General features: G+C 70.5%; 24 protein-coding genes and 1 pseudogene. 7 read left to right on the forward strand and 18 right to left on the reverse strand.

All coding sequences use genetic code 11. The features are described 5' to 3' along the window. Positions 1 to 8: 8 nt before the first annotated feature. The 3 genes from O7614_RS16130 to O7614_RS16140 form a co-directional block, all read right to left on the reverse strand. On the reverse strand, positions 9 to 266 hold the full coding sequence (locus O7614_RS16130) for a hypothetical protein (protein WP_278142272.1): 258 nt from the start codon (positions 264 to 266) through the stop codon (positions 9 to 11). Continuing rightward, positions 266 to 643 carry a DUF2089 domain-containing protein gene (locus O7614_RS16135; protein ID WP_278139284.1) on the reverse strand — a complete coding sequence of 126 codons (378 nt, stop codon included), beginning with the start codon at positions 641 to 643 and terminating at the stop codon, positions 266 to 268. Before O7614_RS16135 ends, O7614_RS16130 begins: the two co-directional genes overlap by 1 nt. A gap of 377 nt (positions 644 to 1,020) precedes the next feature. Continuing rightward, positions 1,021 to 1,686 (reverse strand): TetR/AcrR family transcriptional regulator, encoded by a 666-nt coding sequence (locus O7614_RS16140; protein WP_278139285.1) that lies wholly within the window; start codon positions 1,684 to 1,686, stop codon positions 1,021 to 1,023. A 103-nt stretch (positions 1,687 to 1,789) separates the two neighbouring features. On the opposite strand from O7614_RS16140, the gene O7614_RS16145 reads away from it, so the two are divergent. Then, positions 1,790 to 2,704: an SDR family NAD(P)-dependent oxidoreductase gene (locus tag O7614_RS16145; protein WP_278139286.1), complete on the forward strand. Its 915-nt coding sequence runs from the start codon at positions 1,790 to 1,792 to the stop codon at positions 2,702 to 2,704. Between the two features lie 18 nt (positions 2,705 to 2,722). Here O7614_RS16145 and O7614_RS16150 read toward each other — a convergent pair whose 3' ends face one another. Both O7614_RS16150 and O7614_RS16155 read right to left on the reverse strand, forming a co-directional pair. After that, positions 2,723 to 2,914 carry a hypothetical protein gene (locus O7614_RS16150; RefSeq protein ID WP_278139287.1) on the reverse strand — a complete coding sequence of 64 codons (192 nt, stop codon included), beginning with the start codon at positions 2,912 to 2,914 and terminating at the stop codon, positions 2,723 to 2,725. Between the two features lie 40 nt (positions 2,915 to 2,954). Next, positions 2,955 to 3,140 carry a hypothetical protein gene (locus tag O7614_RS16155; RefSeq protein WP_278139288.1) on the reverse strand — a complete coding sequence of 62 codons (186 nt, stop codon included), beginning with the start codon at positions 3,138 to 3,140 and terminating at the stop codon, positions 2,955 to 2,957. A gap of 223 nt (positions 3,141 to 3,363) precedes the next feature. Between O7614_RS16155 and O7614_RS16160 the strand changes: the two genes are divergently transcribed. The 5 genes from O7614_RS16160 to O7614_RS16180 all read left to right on the forward strand — a co-directional run bounded on the left by O7614_RS16160 (position 3,364) and on the right by O7614_RS16180 (position 6,381). Beyond that, positions 3,364 to 4,341, forward strand: a complete 978-nt coding sequence (locus O7614_RS16160) for an RNA polymerase subunit sigma-70 (RefSeq protein ID WP_278139289.1) — start codon at positions 3,364 to 3,366, stop codon at positions 4,339 to 4,341. A gap of 40 nt (positions 4,342 to 4,381) precedes the next feature. After that, positions 4,382 to 4,816, forward strand: coding sequence for a DUF6069 family protein (locus tag O7614_RS16165; protein WP_278139290.1), 435 nt, complete (start codon positions 4,382 to 4,384; stop codon positions 4,814 to 4,816). Between the two features lie 80 nt (positions 4,817 to 4,896). Then, on the forward strand, positions 4,897 to 5,520 hold the full coding sequence (locus tag O7614_RS16170) for a DUF6518 family protein (RefSeq protein WP_278139291.1): 624 nt from the start codon (positions 4,897 to 4,899) through the stop codon (positions 5,518 to 5,520). 258 nt (positions 5,521 to 5,778) lie between these two features. Next, positions 5,779 to 5,934 carry a hypothetical protein gene (locus tag O7614_RS16175; protein ID WP_278139292.1) on the forward strand — a complete coding sequence of 52 codons (156 nt, stop codon included), beginning with the start codon at positions 5,779 to 5,781 and terminating at the stop codon, positions 5,932 to 5,934. 114 nt (positions 5,935 to 6,048) lie between these two features. Beyond that, positions 6,049 to 6,381: a hypothetical protein gene (locus O7614_RS16180; RefSeq protein WP_278139293.1), complete on the forward strand. Its 333-nt coding sequence runs from the start codon at positions 6,049 to 6,051 to the stop codon at positions 6,379 to 6,381. Between the two features lie 157 nt (positions 6,382 to 6,538). On the opposite strand, the gene O7614_RS16185 is transcribed toward O7614_RS16180, so the two are convergent. From O7614_RS16185 to O7614_RS16215, 7 genes and pseudogenes are all read right to left on the reverse strand, one after another. Then, positions 6,539 to 7,183, reverse strand: a complete 645-nt coding sequence (locus tag O7614_RS16185; protein ID WP_278139294.1) for a dihydrofolate reductase family protein — start codon at positions 7,181 to 7,183, stop codon at positions 6,539 to 6,541. A 100-nt stretch (positions 7,184 to 7,283) separates the two neighbouring features. Beyond that, positions 7,284 to 7,814, reverse strand: coding sequence for a hypothetical protein (locus O7614_RS16190; protein ID WP_278139295.1), 531 nt, complete (start codon positions 7,812 to 7,814; stop codon positions 7,284 to 7,286). A 5-nt stretch (positions 7,815 to 7,819) separates the two neighbouring features. Further along, on the reverse strand, positions 7,820 to 9,124 hold the full coding sequence (locus O7614_RS16195; protein ID WP_278139296.1) for a HEAT repeat domain-containing protein: 1,305 nt from the start codon (positions 9,122 to 9,124) through the stop codon (positions 7,820 to 7,822). A 114-nt stretch (positions 9,125 to 9,238) separates the two neighbouring features. Continuing rightward, the gene (locus O7614_RS16200) at positions 9,239 to 10,747 is read right to left on the reverse strand and encodes a DUF1996 domain-containing protein (protein ID WP_278139297.1); all 1,509 of its coding nucleotides are present in this window, start codon (positions 10,745 to 10,747) and stop codon (positions 9,239 to 9,241) included. 350 nt (positions 10,748 to 11,097) lie between these two features. Beyond that, positions 11,098 to 11,229 (reverse strand): annotated as a pseudogene (locus O7614_RS16205) (class A beta-lactamase); the annotation flags it as partial. A 6-nt stretch (positions 11,230 to 11,235) separates the two neighbouring features. After that, complete coding sequence (gene rph / locus O7614_RS16210; protein ID WP_278142273.1) at positions 11,236 to 13,845, reverse strand: rifamycin-inactivating phosphotransferase; 2,610 nt, start codon at positions 13,843 to 13,845, stop codon at positions 11,236 to 11,238. A gap of 393 nt (positions 13,846 to 14,238) precedes the next feature. Continuing rightward, positions 14,239 to 14,919 carry a DUF4396 domain-containing protein gene (locus tag O7614_RS16215; RefSeq protein WP_278139298.1) on the reverse strand — a complete coding sequence of 227 codons (681 nt, stop codon included), beginning with the start codon at positions 14,917 to 14,919 and terminating at the stop codon, positions 14,239 to 14,241. 317 nt (positions 14,920 to 15,236) lie between these two features. Between O7614_RS16215 and O7614_RS16220 the strand changes: the two genes are divergently transcribed. Next, entirely contained in the window at positions 15,237 to 16,226 is a 990-nt protein-coding gene (locus O7614_RS16220; protein ID WP_278139299.1) for a hypothetical protein, read from the forward strand. A 59-nt stretch (positions 16,227 to 16,285) separates the two neighbouring features. Here O7614_RS16220 and O7614_RS16225 read toward each other — a convergent pair whose 3' ends face one another. The 6 genes from O7614_RS16225 to O7614_RS16250 all read right to left on the reverse strand — a co-directional run bounded on the left by O7614_RS16225 (position 16,286) and on the right by O7614_RS16250 (position 23,107). Further along, positions 16,286 to 18,334: a glycogen debranching N-terminal domain-containing protein gene (locus O7614_RS16225; RefSeq protein ID WP_278142274.1), complete on the reverse strand. Its 2,049-nt coding sequence runs from the start codon at positions 18,332 to 18,334 to the stop codon at positions 16,286 to 16,288. Positions 18,335 to 18,346: 12 nt separating this feature from the next. Further along, on the reverse strand, positions 18,347 to 18,700 hold the full coding sequence (locus O7614_RS16230) for an SCP2 sterol-binding domain-containing protein (RefSeq protein ID WP_278139300.1): 354 nt from the start codon (positions 18,698 to 18,700) through the stop codon (positions 18,347 to 18,349). 80 nt (positions 18,701 to 18,780) lie between these two features. Continuing rightward, positions 18,781 to 19,986: a hypothetical protein gene (locus O7614_RS16235; protein ID WP_278139302.1), complete on the reverse strand. Its 1,206-nt coding sequence runs from the start codon at positions 19,984 to 19,986 to the stop codon at positions 18,781 to 18,783. Then, a complete protein-coding gene (locus O7614_RS16240; RefSeq protein ID WP_278139303.1) occupies positions 19,973 to 20,494 on the reverse strand; it encodes a sigma-70 family RNA polymerase sigma factor in 522 nt (173 codons plus the stop codon). Before O7614_RS16240 ends, O7614_RS16235 begins: the two co-directional genes overlap by 14 nt. A gap of 112 nt (positions 20,495 to 20,606) precedes the next feature. After that, entirely contained in the window at positions 20,607 to 21,920 is a 1,314-nt protein-coding gene (gene nhaA, locus O7614_RS16245) for a Na+/H+ antiporter NhaA (protein WP_278139304.1), read from the reverse strand. 170 nt (positions 21,921 to 22,090) lie between these two features. After that, on the reverse strand, positions 22,091 to 23,107 hold the full coding sequence (locus O7614_RS16250) for a carboxypeptidase regulatory-like domain-containing protein (protein WP_278139305.1): 1,017 nt from the start codon (positions 23,105 to 23,107) through the stop codon (positions 22,091 to 22,093). Between the last annotated feature and the right edge of the window lie 163 nt (positions 23,108 to 23,270).

Here is a 23,270-nt window from a genome sequence, read left to right on the forward strand (position 1 = left end):
AACCTCTCCTATCGGATAGCCACGAGCACTGCCAGGCGGCCCTGCTCGATGTCGAAACGGGCGCCGGGCAGCGCCGAGATGACACGCCAACCGGCGCCGAGCGCCCGCACCACACCGATGCGGAACACGACGCAGGCCACGATCGCCGCGAGCACGACCAGGACCACGACCGGGAAGAGCACGAGTGCCGCGGGGAGCACCGGAACCCACACGCGGACGGGCCGGCGGTCCGGGCGGTCGACCCTGACGGTGACCAACTGCGGCATCATGCCCGGCCGTCCAACTCGGCCAGCGCCTCCTGTGCGGTGATCTCACCGCGGCGCAACCGGTCGATGACGTCGGCTCGCGACGGTGCCGGGTCGGTCTCGACGAAGTCGAGCATCTGCGTGATCCGGTTGAGCCGTGACTTGATCGTCGGGTAGCTCACCCCGAAGATGCGTTCCATCTCCTTGATCGAACCGTGGCAGCGCACGAACGCCGTGACGAAGACCTGGTCCTCGACGTTGAGCTGAGCCAGTTGCGGTAGCTCGAACTCGCCCTCGATCGCGACGCCGTTGCCCGCCAGGCGCACCCGCTCGACGACGAACGGCTGCCCTCGCGTCAGGCTGGTCAGTTCCTGCCAGTCCATCGCCTGCTCTGTCATAGCTGAATTTATAGCTTAATAATCCTCAACCTCCAAGGGCTCAGGCCTTAACTTTATTAAGATCTAGTTGGTTGGGCCTGCTGCGAACGGGTCGCCGACCGCTGCGGCGTCCGGGCCGAGCGAGGTCAAACCGCAGCCGCGCCTACGCTCCCAAGCCGGCCTTGAGCGCCGTGTCGAGACCCCGACACCTGCCCAGTTGGTGCCGGTGACGCTGTTGATGGTCCGGGCGGTCGGCACGGTCACGAGGATGCTTTCGGTGATCCGTCTAGCGCGGCGCGGGCAGGTGCGCGGTCGTCCAGAACTGGCGGGTGGCGCCGGTGGACCGCTCGTAGAAGTCGTTGAGGTGCACCTGGTCGTCGCGGAAGAAGTGCAGAGAATCAGGAGCGCGGCAGCATGCCGACGAGCGACGTGATGATCGCGAGCCGCAGGGCTGTCCGCAGGTCGACATGGTGGACAGCGAGCGCCGGCTCGGACTCGTAGACGGCGAGCAGGCTCGGCGGCGGCGAGGTGTAGGCGGACAGCGCGCCACCCATGATCAGGGCATTCAGGCAGAACAGTTCGGCCCGGTCGCCGACCTCGGGCAGGTGTCGCCGGATGAGGCCGGCCATCACCGCGAGGTTGCCCAGGGAGGCCCGCTTGTGTCGGCGGGCCGCCTCGACCGAGACGTTGTGCTCGAGCACCCCGCCCTGTGCGCCGAAGAGATCACAGAGCACCGTCTGGGCGGCGAGCGACCGGCTGAGCACGTCGGCCAGCTGCTCCGCCCGTTGCGTCGCGGACCGGTCCGGGTCGACATCGCGGGCCAGTTCCTGCTCCAGCTCTGCCAGCCAGGTCGTCGCCCGGTCGTTCATCAGGTCGAGCAGCACCGCCTCGCGGGACTCGAAATAGCGCAGCACCGCCGTCTTGGCCAGGCCGACCCGCCGGCTCAGCTCGTTCAGGGTCACCTCGGCCACCGGCATCTCGTCGAGCATCGCCGAGGTCGTCTCCAGGATCGCCCGGCGCCGGACCGCACGCTGCTCCTCGCTGCGCGCCCGCTGGAACGTCATGACCCCAACCCTAGCTTAGGTACCGGCGGTGCCTTGACAGCGTACCGGCGGTACCATACTGTTCCGAGCATAAGTTACCGGCGGTACATAAGGAGGACCTGAGATGAAGTGGACCGAGCAGCAGATTCCGCGCCAGGACGGCCGGGTGGCCGTGGTCACCGGCGCCAACACCGGGCTGGGCTTCGAGACCGCCCGGCGGCTCGCCGAGCGCGGGGCGTCGGTCGTGCTGGCCGTGCGGGACACCGCGAAGGGGAAGCTGGCCGCCGCTCGGATCAACGGTGACGTCTCCGTACGGGAACTGGATCTGACCTCGCTGGACTCGGTGCGCGCCGCCGCGGCCGGCCTGCGCGCCTCCCACCCGCGGATCGACCTGCTGATCAACAACGCCGGCGTGATGTTCACCCCGAAGCAGAGCACCCGCGACGGCTTCGAGATGCAGTTCGGCACCAACCACCTGGGCCACTTCGCGCTCACCGGCCTGCTGCTCGACCTGCTGCTGCCGGTGCCCGGCTCCCGGGTCGTCACGGTCAGCAGCAACGGCCACCGCATCCGCGCCGCCATCCACTTCGACGACCTGCAGTGGCAGCGCTCCTACAGTCGGGTCGCCGCCTACGGTCAGTCCAAGCTTGCCAACCTGATGTTCACCTACGAGTTGCAGCGCCGGCTCACCGCCCACGGCACCACCGTCGCGGTGGCCGCACACCCCGGGCTCTCCAGCACCGAGTTGGGCCGCAACACCCCGGCGGTCGTCCGCCGACCGGCAACCCTGCTCGCCTCGACGATCGCCCAGCCCGCGACCGCAGGCGCGCTGCCCACCCTGCGGGCCGCCACCGACCCGTCCGTCCTCGGTGGGCAGTACTACGGCCCCGACGGCCTGGGTGAGGTGCGCGGCTACCCGAGGCTGGTCACGTCCAGCCCCGAGTCCTACGACCTGACCGTGCAGCAACGCCTCTGGGCCGTCTCGGAAGACCTCACCGGCGTGCGGTTCCCGGTGGGCCGGGCAGCCGTCGCGGCGTGACGGTGCCGGATCCCGCTGTCAGCCGTCAGAACGTCGCCGTCGTTCCCGCACCGCGAAGCCTACGGCCAGGAAGAGCAACCCGACCGCGATCAACCCGCCGCCCAGGTACCGCAGTGCCGGTGACACCTCTGGCCAGGCGAATTGCGCAACGATGATCAACAAGAGGAACGCGAGCACGACCAGTGCGCTCGTCGCTTGCCGACGCCGCATCGTGAACCCCCTTGATCCCCTGCGCATATCCGTGGCTCCCTCAGTCCCCTTGCTGCCGCCGGCGGCGCAGCAGGTGCACGAGTACGGCAGTCAAGCCCAGGATGCTGATCGCGGCCGAGGTGGCCACGAACGCGTTTGGATAGCGCTCGCCGACCGTGCTGGCGAGCACAAACCCGATGATGGCGCCCAGCACCACGAGGAGCATGCCGAGAGTCGGTCGTTTCACTGGGCACTCCTCTGTGGCGGCCGGACCTGACCTGACCTTCCTGGTTGTGCTCGAAGTTCTCCTCCGCCAAACCTGCGAGACGCGGTGATCGTGTCGATGCGTGCGCTGCGGCGTGACCCGGCTTTGTGGCGGCGGACCCCGCCGACGCGGCCCCGGTGATGAGTTTCCCGGCCCGCGCCCGTCACACCTACGAAAGGACATGACGAGACGGAAGGATGACGTGATGAGTGCGGATGTGAGGGACCTCGCCGAAGTCGACGAGCCGGTGTTCTCGGGGTTGGCGCAGCGGCACCGGCGGGAGCTGCACGTGCACTGCTACCGGATGCTCGGGTCGTTCGAGGACGCCGAGGATGCCGTGCAGGAGACGTTGCTGCGGGCCTGGCGGCGGCGGGAGACCTTCGAGGGGCGCTCGACGTTCCGGGCGTGGCTGTACCGGATCGCCACCAACGCCTGCCTGGACCTGCTCGCCAAGCGTCGCCCGGAACCCGCCACCGGCGGTGAGGTGCGGTGGTTGCAGCCATATCCGGATCGGCTGCTCGACGAGTTGCCGGCGGTCGACGCGGACGAGCCGGAGGCGCTCGCCGTGGCGCGCGAAACGATCGAGCTGGCGTACGTGGTCGCCGTCCAGCACCTCGCGCCGCGCCCACGGGCCGCGCTGATCCTGCGCGACGTGCTCGGCTGGCCGGCGAAGGACGTCGCGGAGCTGCTCGGCGACTCCGTCAACTCGGTGAACAGCGCGCTGCAACGGGCCCGCGCCGGCATGCGGGAGCACCTGCCCGCCGAGCGGCAGGACTGGACCGGTGGCGACGGGGACGCCGGGACGCGCGAGTTGGTACGCCGCTTCACCGAGGCCAGCGTGGCCACCGACATCGGCCGACTCACCACGATGCTGCGCGACGACGTGCGCTGCTCGATGCCACCCACCCCGGGCCTGCACGTCGGCCGGGACGCGGTGGTCAACGACTGGATCCAGGACGGCTTCGACGGCATGACCGGCCTGCGCGGCGTCCCCACCTCCGTCAACCGGCAGCCCGCCGTCGCGTTCTACCACTGGCGAGAGCAGGAGAACGCGTACCTGCCGCTGACGCTCGACGTCCTACGCATCACCGGAGGAGCGATCACCGAGATCACCACCTTCCACGACGACCAGTTCCCACGGCTCGACCTGCCGGAGCGGCTGCCGGCGGACGGCACGAAGTGATCCCGGTGTCCGCCCGTACCCGAACCGATGGAGCACTGACATGACCAGCACGAACGCCGCCCCGGCGTCCGCTCAGACCAATCGCCGACTCCTCGGGCTCGCCGGCATCGGCCTCGTCGCCGCCGTCGTCGCGGTGGTGGCCACCACCCTCGCCGCCGCGCTCGCCCAGGGCGTCGGCGTCGACTTCGAGATCCCCGACGGCGGTGAGACGATCCCGCTGGCCGGGTTCGCCGTGGTGACCGGGTTCTTCTCGATCGTCGGCGTCGTCATCGCCGTCGCCCTGCTGCGGTGGAGCGCCCGCCCCGCCGAACGGTTCCGCTGGACGGCGGTGTCGTTGACGGCGATCTCGCTGGTCCCGCCACTGCTGGCCGGGGCGAACACCGCCACCACCGTGACCCTCGTCGGGCTGCACCTCGTACCGGCGGCGGTGATGATCCCCACCCTGACGCGGAGCCTGCGCGCCCGGGCCGGTTGACGATCCCGCGCCGGACCTGAGCGACCGGGTCGCCCGGGGGTCGCCGGGGTGTTCACGCCTACTCGGTAGGCTCTGCCGGCATGCGACCTGGTGATCGGACGGTGGCCCTCGCCTCCGTGGTGGGCGGTTTCCTGCTCGGCGTCCTCGACTTCTGTTGGATCAAGTGGCTGCCGTTCCCCGTCGCCGAACTCGGCAACTCGACCGCGACCTGGGCTGTCGCCGCCTTCCTCTTCGGATACTGGGTGCGGTCCGGGTGGCTACGCGCCGCGCTCGGCGCCACCGTCCTGCTCGTCGTCGCGGTGCCCAGCTACTACCTCGCGGCCGCACTCCTGCAAGGCGACGACCTCGCGGTGCTCTGGTCGCCGTCGTCGCTGGTCTGGATGTTCTTCGGGGTGCTCGCCGGGGTGGTGTTCGGCACCGCGGGGACGTGGGCGCGGGGCACGGGCTGGCGGCAGGTCGTCGGGGCGGCGCTGCCGGCAGCGGTGTTCTTCGAGGAGGCCGCCCGGTTCGCCGGCAAGGCGACCGACCCCGGCTACTCCTCAGGGGCCTGGTGGAACGTCGCCATCGACCTGGCGCTGGGCCTGCTGATCGTCGTGCTGACCGGCGGATCACATCGTCGGCGGGCACTCGTCGTCGCGGTAGCCGTGCCACTGGCCGCCGCGATCCTGGTGAGTTTCGCGCTGGTAGGTGGGGCCCTCTCCTAACACCCGTGCGCCGTGCGCTGTGCGCCGTGCGCTGTGCGCCGTGCGCTGTGCGCCGTGCGCCGTGCGCTGTGCGCCGTGCGCCGTGCGCCGTGCGCCGTGCGCCGTGCGCCGTGCGCCGTGCGCCGTGCGCCGTGCGCGTGGCGACGAGCAGGCGACGAGTAGCCGCCGCGGGCTGCCGTTGAGCCCGAACCTGCCACTGCCGACGGTCCGGCCACTGGGCCGGACTGAGTCCGACGACAGAACTGACATGATCATGCGGTGTCCGTCGCCGAGCCAACCGAAGGCGGGTCACCGCCACAACCGCCCACACCGTCGGCGCGCAGCGACCTGGCCACGCTCCTCGTACTGCTGCTCATCTCGGCCGTACTACTGGCCTTGCTCGTCTGCTGCGGCGCCGCCTGGCTCTACAACTGATCCCGGCTCGGCCTGGCGGTCGCCAGTGCCCCGCGCGTTGCCGCTTTTGTGGTTCTCAGCCGGCTGCCCGACGCGCACCTGCTGCGCGGGCGTCCGTCGGATAGCCTGTCGCCCATGGAGTCCGTGGACGTGGTTCTGGCCGTCGCGTGCCTCGCGGCCAGCCTGGCCATGGCCGCCGTGCTGCTTCACCGGAGCCGTGGCGGCACGCAGGTACCCCGGATCTTCGGCCGGCCGCAGCCCCTCCCGCGCCTGCGGGCCGCGATGCACCTCTGCCTGGGCCTCGGGCTGGGCGGTGGCTGGCTCGTGAAGGACCTCTTCCCACCCCACTCCACAGGCGACACGGTGCTGTTCAACGCGGTGCGGTTCCTGCTGGTGGCTGCCGTCGTCACCGCCTTGTTGAGCGCACTCCGGCACCCGCGGTCCGTCCCCGACGAGGCCGCCCGCTAGGTGTAGTGACCAGCCGGGTTGTTGACGGTGCGGCTGATCGGCGGCATGGAGATCCGCGCAACTTCCCGGTTGTTGCTGCCTCCGACATGCGGGAGACACCAACAACCCTGATGTTGCGCGGATCTTGGCGATGGGGCGATGGGGCGGCGGCGCGAGGTCAGTTGTCGTGCCGGGCACCGCGATCGGGTGCCGCCATGTCGCCAGTGGCGGGCGTGCCGTCGGCCAGCCCGTAGCGCAGATAGACAGTGCCCTTCGCGCTGGCCACCGGCGGTTCGAGAAGCGTGAGGTTGGTGGGCACCTCGCCACCGTCGAACACCTTCTTGCCGACGCCGAGCACGATCGGGTGCACCCACAGGTCCAGACGGTCGAAGAGCTTCTCCCGCAGAAGGGTCTGCACCAGGTTCAGGCTGCCGACGACCTTCACGTGCTCATGCCGGTCCCGGATCTCGCGCACCGCGCCGGCCAGGTCCGGGCCGAGCTGCGTGGACCCGGCCCACGAGAGGTCGGGCGTGCCCCGGGACGCCACGTACTTCGGGACGCTGTTGAAGAGCGTGGCGATGTCGTCGTCCTGGCCGCCCTCCTGGTGCGGCCAGTAGGCGGCGAAGATGTCGTACGTCCGCCGGCCGAGCAGGAGAGCGTCGGTGCCCTCGTACGCGGCCGCGACCTGCGCTCCGGCTACCTCGTCCAGCAGCGGCGCCTGCCAGCCGCCGAACGGGAACCCCGCCGGATCCTCCTCGGGACCGCCGGGCGCCTGCGCGACGAGGTCGAGGGTCGCGAACAGTTCGATGTGGACGAGGCCCATGCCCTACTCCTCCCGAGATGGTTGTCTCGACCCAGAGACTAGACCGGTGCGGGAGCGTGGGCCCGTCATCGACTCGTCCGGACGGTGGCGCGTCCGCCGATCAGTCGGCGCAGGACGTGAACCGGCTCGACCAGTCTTCGTCGGGCCGCCCGTCGAGGGCGAACAGTTCGAAGCCGTTGCCGTCGTGGTTGACGAGCAGCGCGTCGCCGAACTCGTACGGGTCCGGGGCCTCCTTCTCGTGCCGATCCGCGGACGCGCGTTTCCCGAAGTCCAGTCGCACCCACCAGCGCGGGTCGACGTTCTGGTCGCCGTCGTTCTCGTATTCGCTGAGCAGCCACCTGCCGTCGGTGGACGTGGGCTTGCGGCCGTCGAAGTAGGTACGCCAGATGAACTGGTCGGTCCACGTGTGGCTGAGGTCGCGAAGGAGGTGCGAAAGATAGGTGTCAGACATCGGTTCGACCCGCGACGACCCGTCCTGGCGCAGGTCGATGCGGTCGCCGGAGGAGCCGCACCAGGCTCTCGTCAGGTCGGCGTTCGTGGGGATCGGCGGGGGAGTGGCTGGTGTGCAGCCGACCGCGAGAGTCGCCAGCAGGGTCAGCGTGGTCGTCACGGCACCGGTCTTGATCCACACGCCGCCTACTCTAGAAACTCCTCTCCAAAGGCCCGATACTCCAGAACCTTCTCCACGTCGTAGACCTGCCATCGGCGTACGTCTGTGGGAGTCAATTCGGAACCCACCTGGCGGAGTACGTCGAGGCCGCGCTGGTCCTCGCGGAGAGCTAGGCCAGCAGCGGCGTTCAGCCTCGCCGACCGGTGGTCGTCGGTCAGGTGCGCGGTCAGCACCTCGCGAACCGCGGGGGTGTCGATGCCGGACTCGGCCATGGTGAGCAGGGCGCCGGCGCGGACGTCGGCGTCGACGTCCGAGGCGAGGTGGATCAGCGTCGCCAGGACGTCCGGCGGCGTGTCAAATGGGATGAAGGGCAGGTCAGGGCGGTGACCTGCCTGTGGAGGTTCGCCGATGGCTTTGACGAGTTCGCCGGCGACGCGTGCGCGGATCCCGGGGGTGGGGTGACCAGCAAGGTGCAGGATGTCCGTCAGGTCACCGCGGTCGGTGTACTCGGCGAATGCGCCAATCACGCTGTCCAGGGCGACCACGTCGTCCTCGGCGCGTAAGCGTGGCCTGAGCACCTCCAGCGCCTGCGCCGTCGAGGGTTGCTCCTGGCAGCCCAGCACATGCAACAGTTCGGTCGCGAATCGCCTCGTGTCCACCGACGGGTGCGCCACGAGGCTGGCGGCCCATCGGAAAACCTCCTCGGCGTCGCCGCGCCTCCACAGGGCGACCTGGGCCTGGCCCCAGTCGCAGGACTCCGGGTCCGCATGGAACAGGGCACGTGCCAACAACTCGTCAGGCGAGGCAGACATGCCGAGCTGTTCTTCGAGATCGGTGACGATCGCCCGATGTGCGATCTGCGTCTCGGCCTGACGCCCGTCGGCGAGGGTCAACCGGATCCCGGTGGCCTGCCGTCGTCCCTGGTCCCTGATCGGGATCTGCACGCGTTCGACGACGGCCGGCTCGTCCTGACGTGCGCCGAGCCTCCGTCGCAGTTCGACCTCCGGGTCGAGGCTCAGCCACGCGCGCGCCACTTCCAACGCAGCGAGCTTCCTGTGCTGGGGCACCTGCTTCCGCCACGACGAACCGCTGTCCAGCAGCTCGCGCAGAACTTCGTACGCGCCGAAGTCGGCCGCCCAGGACACCGGATCGACGCCGTCTTCCCACGGGCGGGCCGGATCAACTCCGGCGTCGAGCAGATCGGAGACGACATCGGCGTCACCGACGATCGCCGCCGCGCGCAGCAGCCTGCTGCCCTCGTCGCCCGCGAGCGCGTCCTTCGACGTCGTTCGCAACAGCTTCTCGACCGTTGGCGCGTCGCCGGCGTGCACCGCGGCAAGTAGCTGAGCGTCCACCCAGCCATTCTGCCCGAACGGACGTCGGCGACCACAGCAGGCGGACGGCCCCCGCACCGGAGTGCGGGGGCCGTCTCTGTCAGGCGTCGGTCAGCCGCCGGCGAAGCTCACCTCGGTGCCGCACTTGGCGTTCTGGTTGAGGCAGGACTTCACCAGAGCACCCAGGCGGGCAGGCTCCCAGGCGTTCATGAAGTCACCGTGCATGGACGACGGCTTGCCGGAGGAGAGGCTGAGACCGTCACCGCCCAGCGACTGGTAGTTCACCATGAAGGACAGATCCGGCACGGCCACCGGGTACTTGCCGGTGCAGACCCCGTTCACCGGGTCGCCCATGTGTGACTTGTGGTCGGGCGAGTCGATGTTCTTGCCGTCCCAGCAGTCCTTGAACACGAGCTGGAAGATCAGGTTGCCGCCGGGGGCGCAGACCGGCCAGTTGCCGTCGGCGCTGCGGCCGATCTCGGCACTGCCGGCGCACCAGAACTGGTTGCTACCGGCGTTCTTCGGGGTGTCCACCTGCTTCTTCGCGTCACCCTCGACGACCCGCAGGCCCGGCGGGAACGGCTTGACGGTCGACGGGTCCTTGACCCGCGAGCCGTAGTAGACGCGGAAGCTCTTGACCGGCACGGCCTTGCCGTCCTTGCGCAGCTCCGGGACCCAGTAGGCGCTGTTGTCACCCGGGGCGTTGCAGTTGGTCGTCGCGGAGAGCAGCTTGTCCGTCGTGGTGAAGGCGTCGATCTTCGTACCGAAGAACGTGTGCATGTGCGAGGCGCCGGGCAGGCCGGGCACGACGATCGGGTCGTCCGGCGCGGAGTTGGCGACCTCGCAGTCGGTGTGGAACTCGGGGACCCGGGTGGTGCCCGGCGCCACCGGCTTCGGGGTGATCGCGTTGTACGCGGCCAGTTCCCTGTCCCACCGGGCCTGGTCGACGGGCACCCAGCCGCCGGCCGGCGCGCTCGGTGGCGCCGACACGGAGGCGGACGACGACGGGGTGGCGCTCGGGGTGACCGAGGCGCTCGGCGACGTGCTCGGCGTGGTCGAGGCGCTGGGCGAGGCGCCGGCCGCGGGGCCGAACGTGAACCAGTTCAGGTTGACGAAGTCCGACGTCGAGGTGCTCTTCAGCACGGCGAAGACGGTCTGCGGGCCGGCGGGCACGCTCGACGCCTTCGCGGCGACTGTCGTCCATTTCTGCCAGCCGCCGGTCTGGGCGATCGGGAAGCTGGCCAGCACCGCGCCGTCCTGTGCGCCGAGGCGCAGTTCGACGGTGCCACCGGCGGAGTTGTGCGAGGACACCCGGGCGGTCAGGTCGGCGCCGGTGATCGTCACGCCGTCGTACCGCAGCCAGTCGCCGTTGGCCAGCCAGCCGACGTTGCGGCCGCCGTCGGCGTCGCCGGTGCCCTCGGTCTGCGCACCGGACTGCGCCGCGAAGGCCTCCGCCTGGACCCGGCCCGGGACGGAGACCTCCTCGGCCTGGGCGCCGGCGATGTAGATGCCGCTGGCGGTCAACGCGGCGGCGACCGCGCCGGCCAGCGTGGGGCGGGTGATACGACGACGCTTGCGCGCCCGGTCCGGCGGTGCGACATGCGCGGGGGGAGTCCGCATTACCAATTCTTCCTTTGGGTCGACGGCACAGCTGATGGCGAAAAGAAGTATGAGCGAGTTGGGGGATTCGCATCAACTTGTGGGCGAAGAATTAAGGAGACCATTTCCGATGTGCCCTGGTGGACGGCCTGTCGGCGTCGAATAACAGTTTTTCGGGTGGCAATTCCTTAAGTTTCCGTTAAGCGTTCGGGGCGGATCGCTGAGCCTTCACCTGGTCTTACGTGCCTGACGTGGCCAGGTGCCGGCCCTGAGGGCGTCGGGCCGGCAGATGCCGGGAAACTGTGATTCTGTCGACTGCCGAATATCGGTAATGTGAGACCGGCGCAGCGGCAGCGGACGCTTTTCGCCTCTTATCGCAGCGGAGCGAAGACCACACTGGTGGCCTCGGCGATGAGGGCGTCGTCGGCAGTGGAGTCCTTCTCGTCGCGGGTGGACGGCACGGCCACCACGATCGGGGCGCGGTCGGGCGGTTTCAGAGGTGCCCTCGGTCAGGGCAGGATCTCGACGTACCCGTCGCTGCCGTGCACGCGGATCCGCTGCCCGTCGCGGATCAGCCGGGTGGCGTCGAGGACGCTGACGACAGCCGGCAGGCCGTACTCCCGTGCGATCACCGCGCCGTGCGTCATCAACCCGCCGACCTCCGTCACCAGGCCGGCGATGCCGACGAACAGGGGCGTCCAGCTGGGGTCCGTGTGCGCCGTGACGAGGATGTCGCCCGCTTCGAGATCGGCCTGGGCCATGTCCAGGATGACGCGGGCGCGTCCTTCGACAGCCCCGGCTGACACCGGCACACCGACCAGAGCGCCCACCGGCACGTCGTCACGTCGGTAGGCCCCGGTGAGGACCTCGCCGTCCGAGGTCAGCACCCGGGGAGGCGTCAGTGCCTGGTACGACCGGAACGCGTCAGTGCGCTGCCGGATCAGGTCGTCGTCCAGCTGGTGCGAGCGCACGACCTCGTGGAACTCCTGGAACGTCAGGTAGAAGACGTCCTCCCTCTCGGTGAGGACGCCGGCCCGCACGAGACGTTCGGCCTCGTCGAGCAGGGCCTGCTTGTAGACGAAGTAGCGGCTGACGATGCCGTACTTCGGGTACTCCCGATAGCCGACGAAGGTCCGCACCCGGTCGATCATCCGCTCGGTCTCGTCGGCCTTCTGCTCCCGGTCCGGCAGCGCCCGCAGACGCGTCAGCACCTCCTGCGCCTTCTCGCGCGCCCGCTGCTGCCCCTGTTCGAAGCGCACCCTGGCGGCACCGGGCTCGAAGAGCCGGACGTTGTCGAGGATCACCGGCACGAGTGTGCTGGGGCGTTCGCTCCACCGTGGCCTGGTGATGTCGATCTCCCCGACGCAGCGCATGCCGTACCGGTCGAGGTACGCCTCGATGGCGGCACGCGCCTCCGCCCCGCCCGCGAGCTTCGGCAACTCGTCGAGGAAGTCGTCGTCCTCGACGCCGCGCAGGAACGCCACCACCTCCGGATGCGGACGGATCGCATCGGCGACGTCCAGCAACGCCAGCCCCATCTCCGAGGTGATGTTGCCGGGGGCGGACAGGGTGAGGGTGTCCGCGGCGTTCTTCTCGCCCAGCCACTCGTACAGCCGGTCGTTGAGCCACCAGGTGGCCTCCATGCCGGCCATGATCGCCTGCATGCTCAGCGGCTCGGCGAGGATCCGCTTGTGGTCCTCGAAGGCCTCCAGCAGGAAGTCGAACAGCGCCGTGCCGGTCACCGTCGCGATGTCCCGCCGCAGGGCGGCGAGGGACGCCTCGTTGCGCTCGACCAGCTCGGTCACGATGGCCGGGTCGGTCTCGATCGACGCGCCGCCGCTCGGCAGCCGGGCGGGACCACCGTCGCCCACGGGCGTCGTCGGCACGAAGTCCGGGCGGTCGAGGAGCGTCTGCAACGCGTCCCTCATCAGCGGATCGGACTTCCCGACCATCTCCAGGAATCCGGCGCGGCCCGGCGAGGCCAGCAGCCGGGTGGCGTCGACGAACAACCTACCGCCGGCCTCCAGCATCGGGGCCATGGCCGTCAACTGCCACATGGACAGCCCCAGCGGCCTCATGGCGTCGGTCATCATCTGCTGGTGACCGACCGAGAGGTAGACGTGCTTCTCCTGGTCACCGGCCGGGGGTACGGGGAACAGCGTGGTGATCGGCCGGCTCTGCACGATCAGGAAGTCGTCGTCGGCCAGGCACCATTCGATGTCCTGCGGGCGGCCGAAGTGGGCCTCGATCCGTCGCCCGAGCCGCACCAGCCGCACGACCTGCTCCTCGGTCAACGCCGGCTGCCCCTGCCGCTGCGGGTCGATCGCCACCTCCCGCGTACCGCCGCCCGACACGGCGACGACGGCACGCTGTTTGGCGGCCACCGCCCTGGTGACGACCTCGCCGTCGCGCACCGTGAAGACGTCAGGGTTCACCAGGCCGGACACCAGGGCCTCGCCGAGGCCGAAGCCGGCGTCCACGGTCGCGACCCTCCGGTCGCCCGAGACCGGGTCGGCAGTGAACAGGATGCCGGCCGCGTCCGGAAAGACCATCCGCTGTACGACGACAGCCATCTGCACCTTACGGTGGTCGACGCCGTTGCGCAGTCGGTAGACGACGGCCCGCTCCGTGAACAGCGACGCCCAGCACCGGCTGACGTGCCGCAGGATCTCCGCCGGCCCCACGACGTTCAGGTAGGTGTCCTGCTGACCGGCGAAGGACGCCGTGGGGGAGTCCTCCGCCGTCGCGCTGGACCGTACGGCGTAGGCCGCCTCCTCGCTGAACTCCGCGAGCGCGCCGGTGATCGCTGCCGCCAGGTCGCCCGGGATCGGGGTCTCCTCGATGCTCCGGCGGATCTCCGCGCTGAGCGCGCCGACCGCCTCCCGGTCGTCCGGGCCGAGGCGGGAGAGTTGGTCGAGCAGCTCGTCGACCGACGGGGCCTGCGCCATGACCCGCCGGAAGGCGGCCGTCGTCACGCAGAACCCGGTCGGTACGCGGACCCCGTCGATCCGCGACAGCACGCCCAGGTGCGCGGCCTTGCCCCCGACGGCCGCCACCTGCGTCTCGTCGACCTCCCGAAGGTCCACCAGCGTTGCGAGGTCGCTGCGGCCCTCGTCCATCGACAACACACCCACGTCGTGCCCCCCGATACCTGGTTCGTGCTGGTCCGGCCGCCGATTCTGCGCCACGACCGGGGTCTTGCGGCAAGCCCCCGGGTGCGATATACGTTAAAAGTGGCAGGGAGGGCTATCTCCTTGCCTTTACTTTTTGTCATCCCGGGCGGTGCGGTGGTCGGCCTTCAACGGCTCCCCGGCGTCCGGGTGACCGCTTCGCGCGTCGCTCAACAGCACATCGGCATGGCGGCCCAGCCGGAGCGGATGGCTGGCGCCTTTCGCGGCGCCCGCAGCCCATCGTGAGTCAGGACTGGGCTTGATCTACTCGTCCAGGCCGTGTGCCGGGCCACCGGCGAGACCCCGCCCGTCGTCCAGGTCGTCGACACTCCGACCGGCTGACTACGCTGCTCGACCGGCCCGTCGATCGAGCTGCCAGGAGGCGGCCGGCCACGCCGCGATGAAGCCGGCAATCAGCCCGATCTGGCCGGCGAACCAGAAGACCGGGCTGTCCGGCCGCAGGGACGGCTCGGGAAAGACGACGTGGTGCGCGAGCGTCAGCCACGCGAACAGGGCCAGCTCGAAGGCGGTGATGGTCACCAGTTCGACCTTGATGACGGTGGTAATCGCGTGCCAGATCTGCGCGACGCTGCGACCGGGTTCGCCGACGTACCGGAAGAGGACGGCGATCGCCACAGCCGCCAGGTAGTCGCCGGCGTAGTCGAACCACAACGTGCCCTGGGCCGAGTCGTCTTTGAGGGCGTACAGGGCGACCTCGGCGACGACGAAGCCCAGCGCGCAGTGCGCGCCACAGCGGGACACATAGGTGACCATGACGCCCCGCCGAGGCCGACGCTCGGCGTTGCGCCGTCGCCGTGCGGACGCCTCGGGTCTGCCCCAGTTCCAGTAGAGCCGGACGGCCGCCGGGCCGATGTAGAGGACGGTCACCAGCCAAACGATCTCCATCACCCGGACGGGCTGGCGGTGCCCGCGTAGATAGGTGTCGGCGACCACGATCGCGAAGCTGACGAACCCCGCCGCGAGCGCGGCCCAGGACAGCGCCAACAGCCAGGTTGGTTGCATCCTCGCCCCTTTCGCAGCTGGGCACCGACCCGCCGCCCGCAGCCGAACGTGCCGGACCACCGAGGACACCTCGGAGTTTGTCACGGCGTACTCGCCCCCAGGGCGGAAAAGGCGCAGGCGAGGCTGAAGCACACCATGCTCACCTGAGCCCTGAGCCCTGAGCCCTGAGCCGCCTCCAGGCGGGGCAGACGGTCCCCAGGCTGGAAGACGGTGGACGGAATCCCGACGTTGCGCGCGCTACACCCCTCCGATGGGCCAGCCTGGTAGTCGACTCGCCACTGCGGGTGACCGTACACAAGGGACTGTGGAGGTTCGGCATGCTGTTCATCGCCGAGGACAAGACGACGTACCCCGATGGTCAGATCCCCAACCTGGAGGACGACGGCAAGGCCTACGCCGAGATCGTCGGGCGGATCCAGCCGCTGCTGCCGAAGGACTTCGAGGAGGAGGCGCTCGGGCAGTTGGTCACCTGGTCGGCGACGAAGTTCGGCGACGACAAGCGCTTCGACACCTGGGTCGACGCCGTCACGGCCGCTACCGACTATGCCCGAACGGGGTTCACCAGCGGCCCTGACCAGCGGCAGCGGGACCTGGCCCTGGACACCGCCGATCGGGACAAGCTCGGGGTGGCGTTGCTGAGCACCGGGCGGACCGACGACAAGCAGCTGCGACTGCGCGACAAGAGCCGCAGGTGGGCCAACTGCGGCCTGGCCGCGTTCCAGATCCGCGAGCAGTTGAGCGCCAAGGGCGGCGACCTCGTCGGCCAGCCGGCGGAGACCTTGCGGGCAGGTGACGGCGACAAGCTCAGGAAGGCCCTGCTCGCCAAGCCCGCCAGCGCGGAGACCGTCCTGCTGTTGGACTGTCAGTTCCCCCAGGTGCACAACTTCATCATCGAGGTGCACCACGACGGGTCGCGCTATCTCGCCCAGGGCTACCAGGGCGCGTACTTCGCCCACTGGTGGCTCGGGTTGGACGAGAGCTACGCCGGCACAGCCAACGCGGACATCCTCGCGCTGCGCGACCGATACGGGCGGGGCCGCCCGATCAGCCCCGAGGACTACGCGAGCTTGGTCGACGGCCTGGTCACGGCGATCTCCTCCACCTGGCCGGAGGTCGCGGGGCAGTGGCGGAGGCTGCCCTTCAACCCGGACCGGCAGGAGGTGGACGGCATCAAGGGGCGCTCCGGCTCGCCGACCTTCCTGGTGGAGGTGTTCGAGGTGCGCAAGCCGGCGGTGGCTCGCACGGCCCTCGGCGGCGGCAACGGGTCGCTCAGCGAACTGGCGACCCGGGGGCTGTCCGCCGACTGACCGGAGCGGGACCGGGGCGCGACCGGAGGTTTCCCGGTTGCGCCCGTCCGCTGTCGTCCCTACGGCTCGGGGTGGTCGGGGCGGTGGCGGGCGAAGGCGTCGGCCTTACCCCAACGGCCGGGAACGTCCATCAGCGCCATCCGCCCGAAGGCGGACGGTAGCGCGGGGTCCAGCGCCAGGTGGTCCTCGTGCGGGTCGAGGCCGAGCATGGTGCGGATGAGCAGCATGCACGCTCCGCTGGACCACGCCTGCGGGCTACCGGCGGTCGGATACCGGACCGGGTAGCGGGTCGTGGCGCGGTCGAACCCGCCGAACGCCTCAGGCAGCCGACCCTGGAAGTAGGTGGCCGCGGAGAGGATGCTCTCGGCGATGCGGCCCGCCTCACTGGCGAAGCCGTACCGGCGCAGACCCCAGGCGATGAACGAGTTGTCGAACGGCCAGACCGTGCCGTTGTGGTAGCCGAGCGGGTTGTAACGGCGCTGCCCCTCGGCGAAGGTGCGCACCCCCCAACCGGAGAAGAGCGCCGGACCCATCAGGTGCTCGACGATTCTCGGGGCCCGCTCCGGCGGCACGATGCCACTCCACAGCAGATGCCCGATGTTGGAGGACAGACTGTCGACCGGAGTGCCGTCGTGGTCGAGCGCGAGGGCGTAGAAGCCGGCGTCCTCAAGCCAGAAGTCCCGGTTGAAGCGGTCGTACAGGGCCGCCGCCCCCTGCTCCAGCCGCTCGGCGAAGGCGAGGTCACCCCAGACGGTACGCGCCAGCCGCGCAGCTCGGATCTTGGCGTCGTAGGCGTACCCCTGCGTCTCGCAGGTGGCCCTGGGAAAGCCCGGCAACCGTCCGTCGGCGTAGGAGATGCTGTCCCAGGAGTCCTTCCAGCACTGGTTGTCCAGGCCGGTGGCGCGGTTGCGCCGCTGGTACCAGATGTAGCCGGTGGAGGTCAGGTCCGCGTACTCGTCGATCCAGGTCAGGGCGGCCCGGGCCTCCTGCTCCAGCTCCAGCACCAGTGCGGTGTCGCCGCTCCACCGCTCGTACTCGTCGAGCAGCACCACGAACAGCGGCGAGGCGTCCACCGTGCCGTAGTACGGGGAGTGTGGCTGCTCCTCGAACGCCGCCGACTCGCCGTAGCGCAGCTCGTGCAGGATCCGGCCCGGGTCCTCCTCCAGCACGTCGTCGCGCCGAGCGCCCTGCAACGACGCCAGGATCCGCAACGTCGGTGGAGCCAACGACGGTGTCACGGGCAGGGTCTGCAAGCAGGTCAGCAAGCTGTCGCGGCCGAACAGGGTCATGAACCACGGCAACCCGGCCGCGGGTACGGTCGCGCCGCCCAACGAGAGCGGGGCGAAGCGCAGCGCGGCCAGGTCCACCAGGCTGCGGGCGTACACCTGTTGGAGGGCGACGCTGTCGGTGTCCAGCGTCGGGGCCGCCGCGACCCAGGCCTGCAGGCTGGCGGGCAGGGTGGAGTCGTCCGGGCGCTGGGCCCGCAGGGCGGAGCGCAGGTCGACGCCGTCCGGGCGCAGCGCCCGCATCGCCGCCTGCAGGCGCGTCGACCACTGCTCTCCGGGGCCCAGGTGGACCGTGAACCGGAGGCCGTCGGGGTCGTACTCGGCGGGTTCGGTGGCCGACACGACCACCTCGCGGCGGTAGGTGAAGCGGCGGTAACCCAGGCGCAGCTCGTCCGGGCCGACCTCGGTGTAGTACGTGCCGGCCTTGTCACTGACGTCGAACTTGATTTCGAAGATGTCGGCGAAGTCGGCAGCCACCTCCAGGCGGATGTCGAGCTCCATCTCCCGCTCGCCGTAGTTGAAGATCGTCAACGACTCGGTGAGGTCCGGGCCGATCCGCCTACGCCGAATCGCGGACACGTCGGCCTGCACGTAGTCGACCGCCTGGCCCGGCACCACGAAGAACGTGACCTCGTAGTACTGGCTGTCGTCCACCGACAGCGCGGTCATGCACTCGCCGTTCACGAAGAGCATCCAGCGGGACAGGAAGCGGGTGTCGGCGGCGAACAGCCCGACCGGGGTGGCGGGGGACGACTCCACATCGCCACTCGCGTCGGACACCATGAAGGTGTTCCCGTCGATGCACGCCACGGTGCCGTGGATGTCCTGCATCGGTCACCGGCCGCCGTCCGGGCCGCCGTGCTCCGGGTTCCGCGGGAACAGCCGCCCGATCCGCAACGCCAGGCCGAGGTCGCCGTCGACCATGATCTCGCCCCGGGTGATCGCCGCCAGGCCGTTCACCTCACCACGTGCCATCGCTTCCGCGACCTGCGCGGAAACCATGATCACGGTGGTGGCCGGCTCGGCGCTCCGCGCCACCCGCATCCGGCCGTGATCGATCTTGAGGAGCCACTGTTCGAGGCGGTCCCCGTCCCGAATGTCGAAGCGCACGCTCCCACAGACCTTGTTGAAACGCGGGTCCTGGCCGGCAACGGTCAACCGCTCGAAAAAGGCACTGGTCGCCGTCATCCCACCTCCCGGACCGCCGGTAGCAGCGGATGGCGGCTACCCGGTGCGGGTCAGTGCTAACTCGTGGCGGCGCGTCTTGTTCAGGGTTTGAGCGTGAGGCGACTCCAGGTGGTCGCGTCCGTGGTGACGATGACGTGGTCGGGCTCGCCGGCCGAGCCGTCGTCGCGGCCGTAGAGCCAGGCGTACCCGGGTGCCACACTGGCCGTCCCGACCACCGGGCCGTACTCCCGCGCGACAGTGAAGTGCCTCCCGTCGTCCCGGCTGACCAGGAGCCGCGCGAGCCGGTCGGGCTCGGTCCCTCCGGTGATCGCGAGCAGGGAGCCGTCCGACCCCACCGTGAGGTCCCACGTCCACCACGGCAGGTCGACGCCCACGTCCGTCCAGGTCTTCGCGCCGTCCGTGGTGTGCAGCAGCCGCATCCCACCGTCCGCTGTCGGCGAACCGGTCAGCGCGTACCCTTCCCGGCCGTCGAGCCCGACCACGGCGGCGACGTTGACGTCGCCTCCCGCGTCCCAGGCGGTCCAGGTCGCGCCTCCGTCGGCGCTACGGGCGAGGGTCGCCCCGGAGGTGCTCTCCGTCTGGTATGCCGCCCAGATGGAGCCGTCGGCGGCCGGGTAGAGACTGAACAGTGGACGCCACGAGGGTGGCTTCGCGCTGAGCCGGTACACCGTCCCGCTCGACGGATCCACCGCCAGTGGCTCGGACAGTGGCTGGCAACCGAAGCCGCAGAAGACCGGGCGGGCCGTGGCCGGGAAGGCGGGTACGGCGACGATCGCGGAATTCCCGTCCTGCCAGGTACGGCCGTAGTCGGTGGAGACACGGGGCATCCCGGCGTCGGTCACCAGGTAGGACCGGTCGCTGAGCACGGCGACCTCGTCACGACCGGCCGGGGTGCCGGTGGCGGCGTTGGCCGTACACCTGGTGCCCTGGAAGCGGGCCGCGTCCCAGTCCGACCAGGTCCGGCCGCGATCACCCGTGTAGGCGAACCGCACGACACAGCCGTCCTTCGACACGTCGACGTCGACCCCGGAGTCGGGCCCGGTCAGCGTGAAGTTGTCCCCCTGGGTGGGCGACGGGGACGCGGGGACCACCGGGTCGGGTCGGTCCGCCCCGGCCACCAGCGGCACGACCGCCAGCCCGGCCAGTGCGACAAGTGCGGTTGCCACCATCGCGACCGACCGGCGCCGGCGGGACCGGGCGGTGGACCGCAGCTCGTCGAGGGGCGGCGGTGACACTGCCTCGGTGAGGGTGTCCACGTCGAACCCGGAGAACTCACGACCGTGCATCGATCCTCCTGGTCTCGGTCTCGTCGGTTTCGGTGGTGTCGGTGAGCAGCGCCGCCAGGGCGTGCCGGCCCCGAGACAGCCGGGACTTCACCGTCCCGGCCGACACGCCCAGGGTGTGGGCGACCTCGTCCACCGGCAGGTCGACGAGGTAGTGCAGCGCCAGGGCGTGCCGCTGCCCCGCTGGCAGCTCCCGCAGCGCGGCGAGGAGGGCCAGGTGCTCCGGCGAGTGGTCGGCGACGGCTGGTGGCGGGCCGATCCGGCGCAGCAGCCCGTCGAGCACCCGACGGCGGCGGAACCGACTGCGGGCCCAGTTCACCGCGACCCGCCGCAGCCACGCCTCCGGGTTCTCCAGCGCGGCGAAGCGCCGTGGCGACACCAGCGCACGGGTGAACGCCTCCTGGACCGCCTCCTGCGCTTCGCTGAGGTCACCGGTCACCGCGTACAGCTGGACCACCAGGCGCCGGAAACAGCTGGCGTAGAGGGCCGAGATCAGATCGCCGTCGGACACCGCCACCTCCCTTCTCCACCACTCCCACCAACGGGCCGGCAAGAAGGTTCCGGTGGCCGGCCGGAAAATGTCGGCCGGGGGCCGAACGGCGACGTCCGTGCAGCGACAGAGGTCAGGCGGGCCCGGGCCGCTGCGTCGGCGTCTGGTAGACGTCCGGCACGCCGTCGGCGTCGGTGTCGCGCTCCTCCAGGACGCACACGTCCTGGTAGTAGCGGTTGCGTGCGCGAAGGACGACGGTGGCCAGCAGTGCCGACACCAGCGACCCGAGCAGCACGCCGATCTTGGAGTGGTCGTCCCGTTCGGTGCCGGCACCGAACGCCAGCTCGCCGATCAGCAGGGACACGGTGAAGCCGATCCCGGCCAGCAGCGACAACCCGACCATGTCCCACCAGGCCAGTCCGAGCCGGGCCCGCGTGAACCGCTGCACGAGCCAGGTGGCGCCGAGGACGCCGACGGCCTTGCCCACCACCAGCCCGACCACGATGCCGAGCGTGACCGAGTCGGTCAGCGTCGCGCCGAGGCCACTCGCGCCGGTGATCGACACTCCGGCGGCGAAGAACGCGAACACCGGCACCGCCACCCCGGCGGACAGCGGCCGGATCCGGTGCTCGAAATGCTCCGCCAGACCTCGGCCCGGCCCCGGCTTGCGGCGGACCACCGGCACCGTGAAGGCGAGCGCGACCCCGGCGACGGTGGCGTGCACGCCCGAGGCGTGCACGAGTGCCCAGGTGGTCACGGCCAGTGGCAGCAGCAGCCACCACGACCGGACCCGCCGATGCACCAGCAACCCGAACAGGGCCAGCGGAACCACCGCGAGCAGCAGCGACCCGAAGTGCAGTGAGCTCGTGTAGAACACCGCGATGATCACGATCGCCAACAGGTCGTCCACCACCGCGAGGGTCAGCAGGAATGTCCGCATCGCCGCCGGCAGGTTGGTGTTGATCACCCCCAGTACGGCGAGAGCGAACGCGATGTCGGTGGCGGTCGGGATCGCCCAACCCGTCAACGCCCCGTCGCTCGCCCACAGGTTGAACCCGACGTAGATCACCGCCGGCACCGCCATCCCGCCGAGCGCGGCGGCGACGGGCAGCACCGCACGTCGGGAATCCCGCAGGTCACCGGCGACGAACTCACGCTTGAGCTCCAGCCCGGCGACGAAGAAGAAGATCGCCAACAGGCCGTCGGCGGCCCACTGCCCCAGGCTGAGATCCAGGTGCAGCGCCTCTGGGCCGACCGTCAGGTCACCCAGTGACCGGTATGCCCCGGACCAGGGCGAGTTCGCCCAGACCAGGGCGAGCACCGCGGCGACCAGTAGCAGCACCCCGCCGACCGTCTCGGTGCGGAGGATGTCGCCGACCCGGCGTACCTCAGGCCAACTGCCGCGCGAAAGGAGCTGCGGCTCGCGGGGCGCGGGCGGCGGGGTCATCGGGAGCCTCCGGAGGGGTCGCTGACGGAACCGCCGACCAGTCTTCCCGGCACACCACTGATCATTTTAGCGGAACGACGAACACCGGGGCCTGGGCCGCGCGCCGCGCAGACGAGTATCGCCGCAGCAGGGGTACCGCTCGGAGGTCGGGGCCACGCACGGCCGCCCGGTCACCCGAGGTCGAAGTTCACGACGCTCGGCGTCCGCCGGATCCGCACGGGGGTCGCGGCGTCGAAGCCGGCCGCGTCGCGGTGCCACACCGGCAGGGCGTACGAGCAGTCGCAACGCACCTTCACCCGCTGCCCGGGGAGCAGGCGCAGACCGTAACTGTCGCCCGCGTCCGACACGCCGGCCAGGTCCCCGGTTGCCGCGTCGAACGCGAGCACCTGCGCGTAGGTGATCAGCTCGTCGACCCGTACCGCTCCGGTGAGCGGTGTCCCGGCGGGCAGCGCCTGGTTCAGGGTCGCGGTCTGCTGGGCGCGCACCCGCACCGGTCGCGCCTGCGCCCGGCTGCCCACCCCACCGGACCACACTGTCGCGAACCCGCTCGCGGCGAACTGCACCGGCCAGCGGTACGGCCCGAGGCCGGTGATCGTGTAGCGGCCTTGCTCGTCGGTGGTCGGACCGTGGTCGTCGTACTTCGGGTGCGGCACGTAGGGCACCACCATCACCAGCGCGCGGGGTACGGGTGCGCCCGTCACCGCGTCGGTCACCACCCCGACGACGGTGCCCGGCGGGTCGAGCCGAACGGTGGGCGCGCTGGTCACCGTGCCGGGCCGGACGTGGACCACCTGCGCCCGTTCGCGCTCACCGGTGCCGCCGTGCCGGCCGACCCACTGCGAGCCGTGGACGGTCGCGTCGTAGGGGTGCACCAGCAGCCGGTACTTTCCCGGGGCCACATCGCCGGCCACCAGCACACCCTGCTCGTCGGCGCAGCCCCCGTACCGGCCGAGTTGGTCTTCGCCGAGGGCGACCGCGGCGAGGGCCGCCGGGTCCACCGGGACGAGCGAGGCGCAGGCCCGGGGGACCGGCGCGCCGGTCGCCGCGTCCCGCACCACAGTGCGGACCTGGCCGGGGGCGGGCGACCCGGACGCGGGAGTACGGGCGGAGGCCGGCGCGGCGCCCTCCAGGACGAGCAGTGCGACGGCGACGGTGGCGGTCAGGTGGCGCAGGAGGACGCGGCTCATGGGTGTGGTCCCTTCCGGCGGCGTGACGGGGCGAGCCGACGCTAACGGCCCGCGGTTGATCCAATTCGGTCAATGTCGTCATGCCGACGTTCGGCCGGCGGGCAATCTGCCCGGGCCGCGCGCAAGGGGCCTTGTGCCCGAATCAGGCGCACGGGTGACGAGT

Source organism: Micromonospora sp. WMMD961 (genome assembly GCF_029626145.1).
Taxonomy (GTDB): Bacteria; Actinomycetota; Actinomycetes; order Mycobacteriales; family Micromonosporaceae; genus Micromonospora.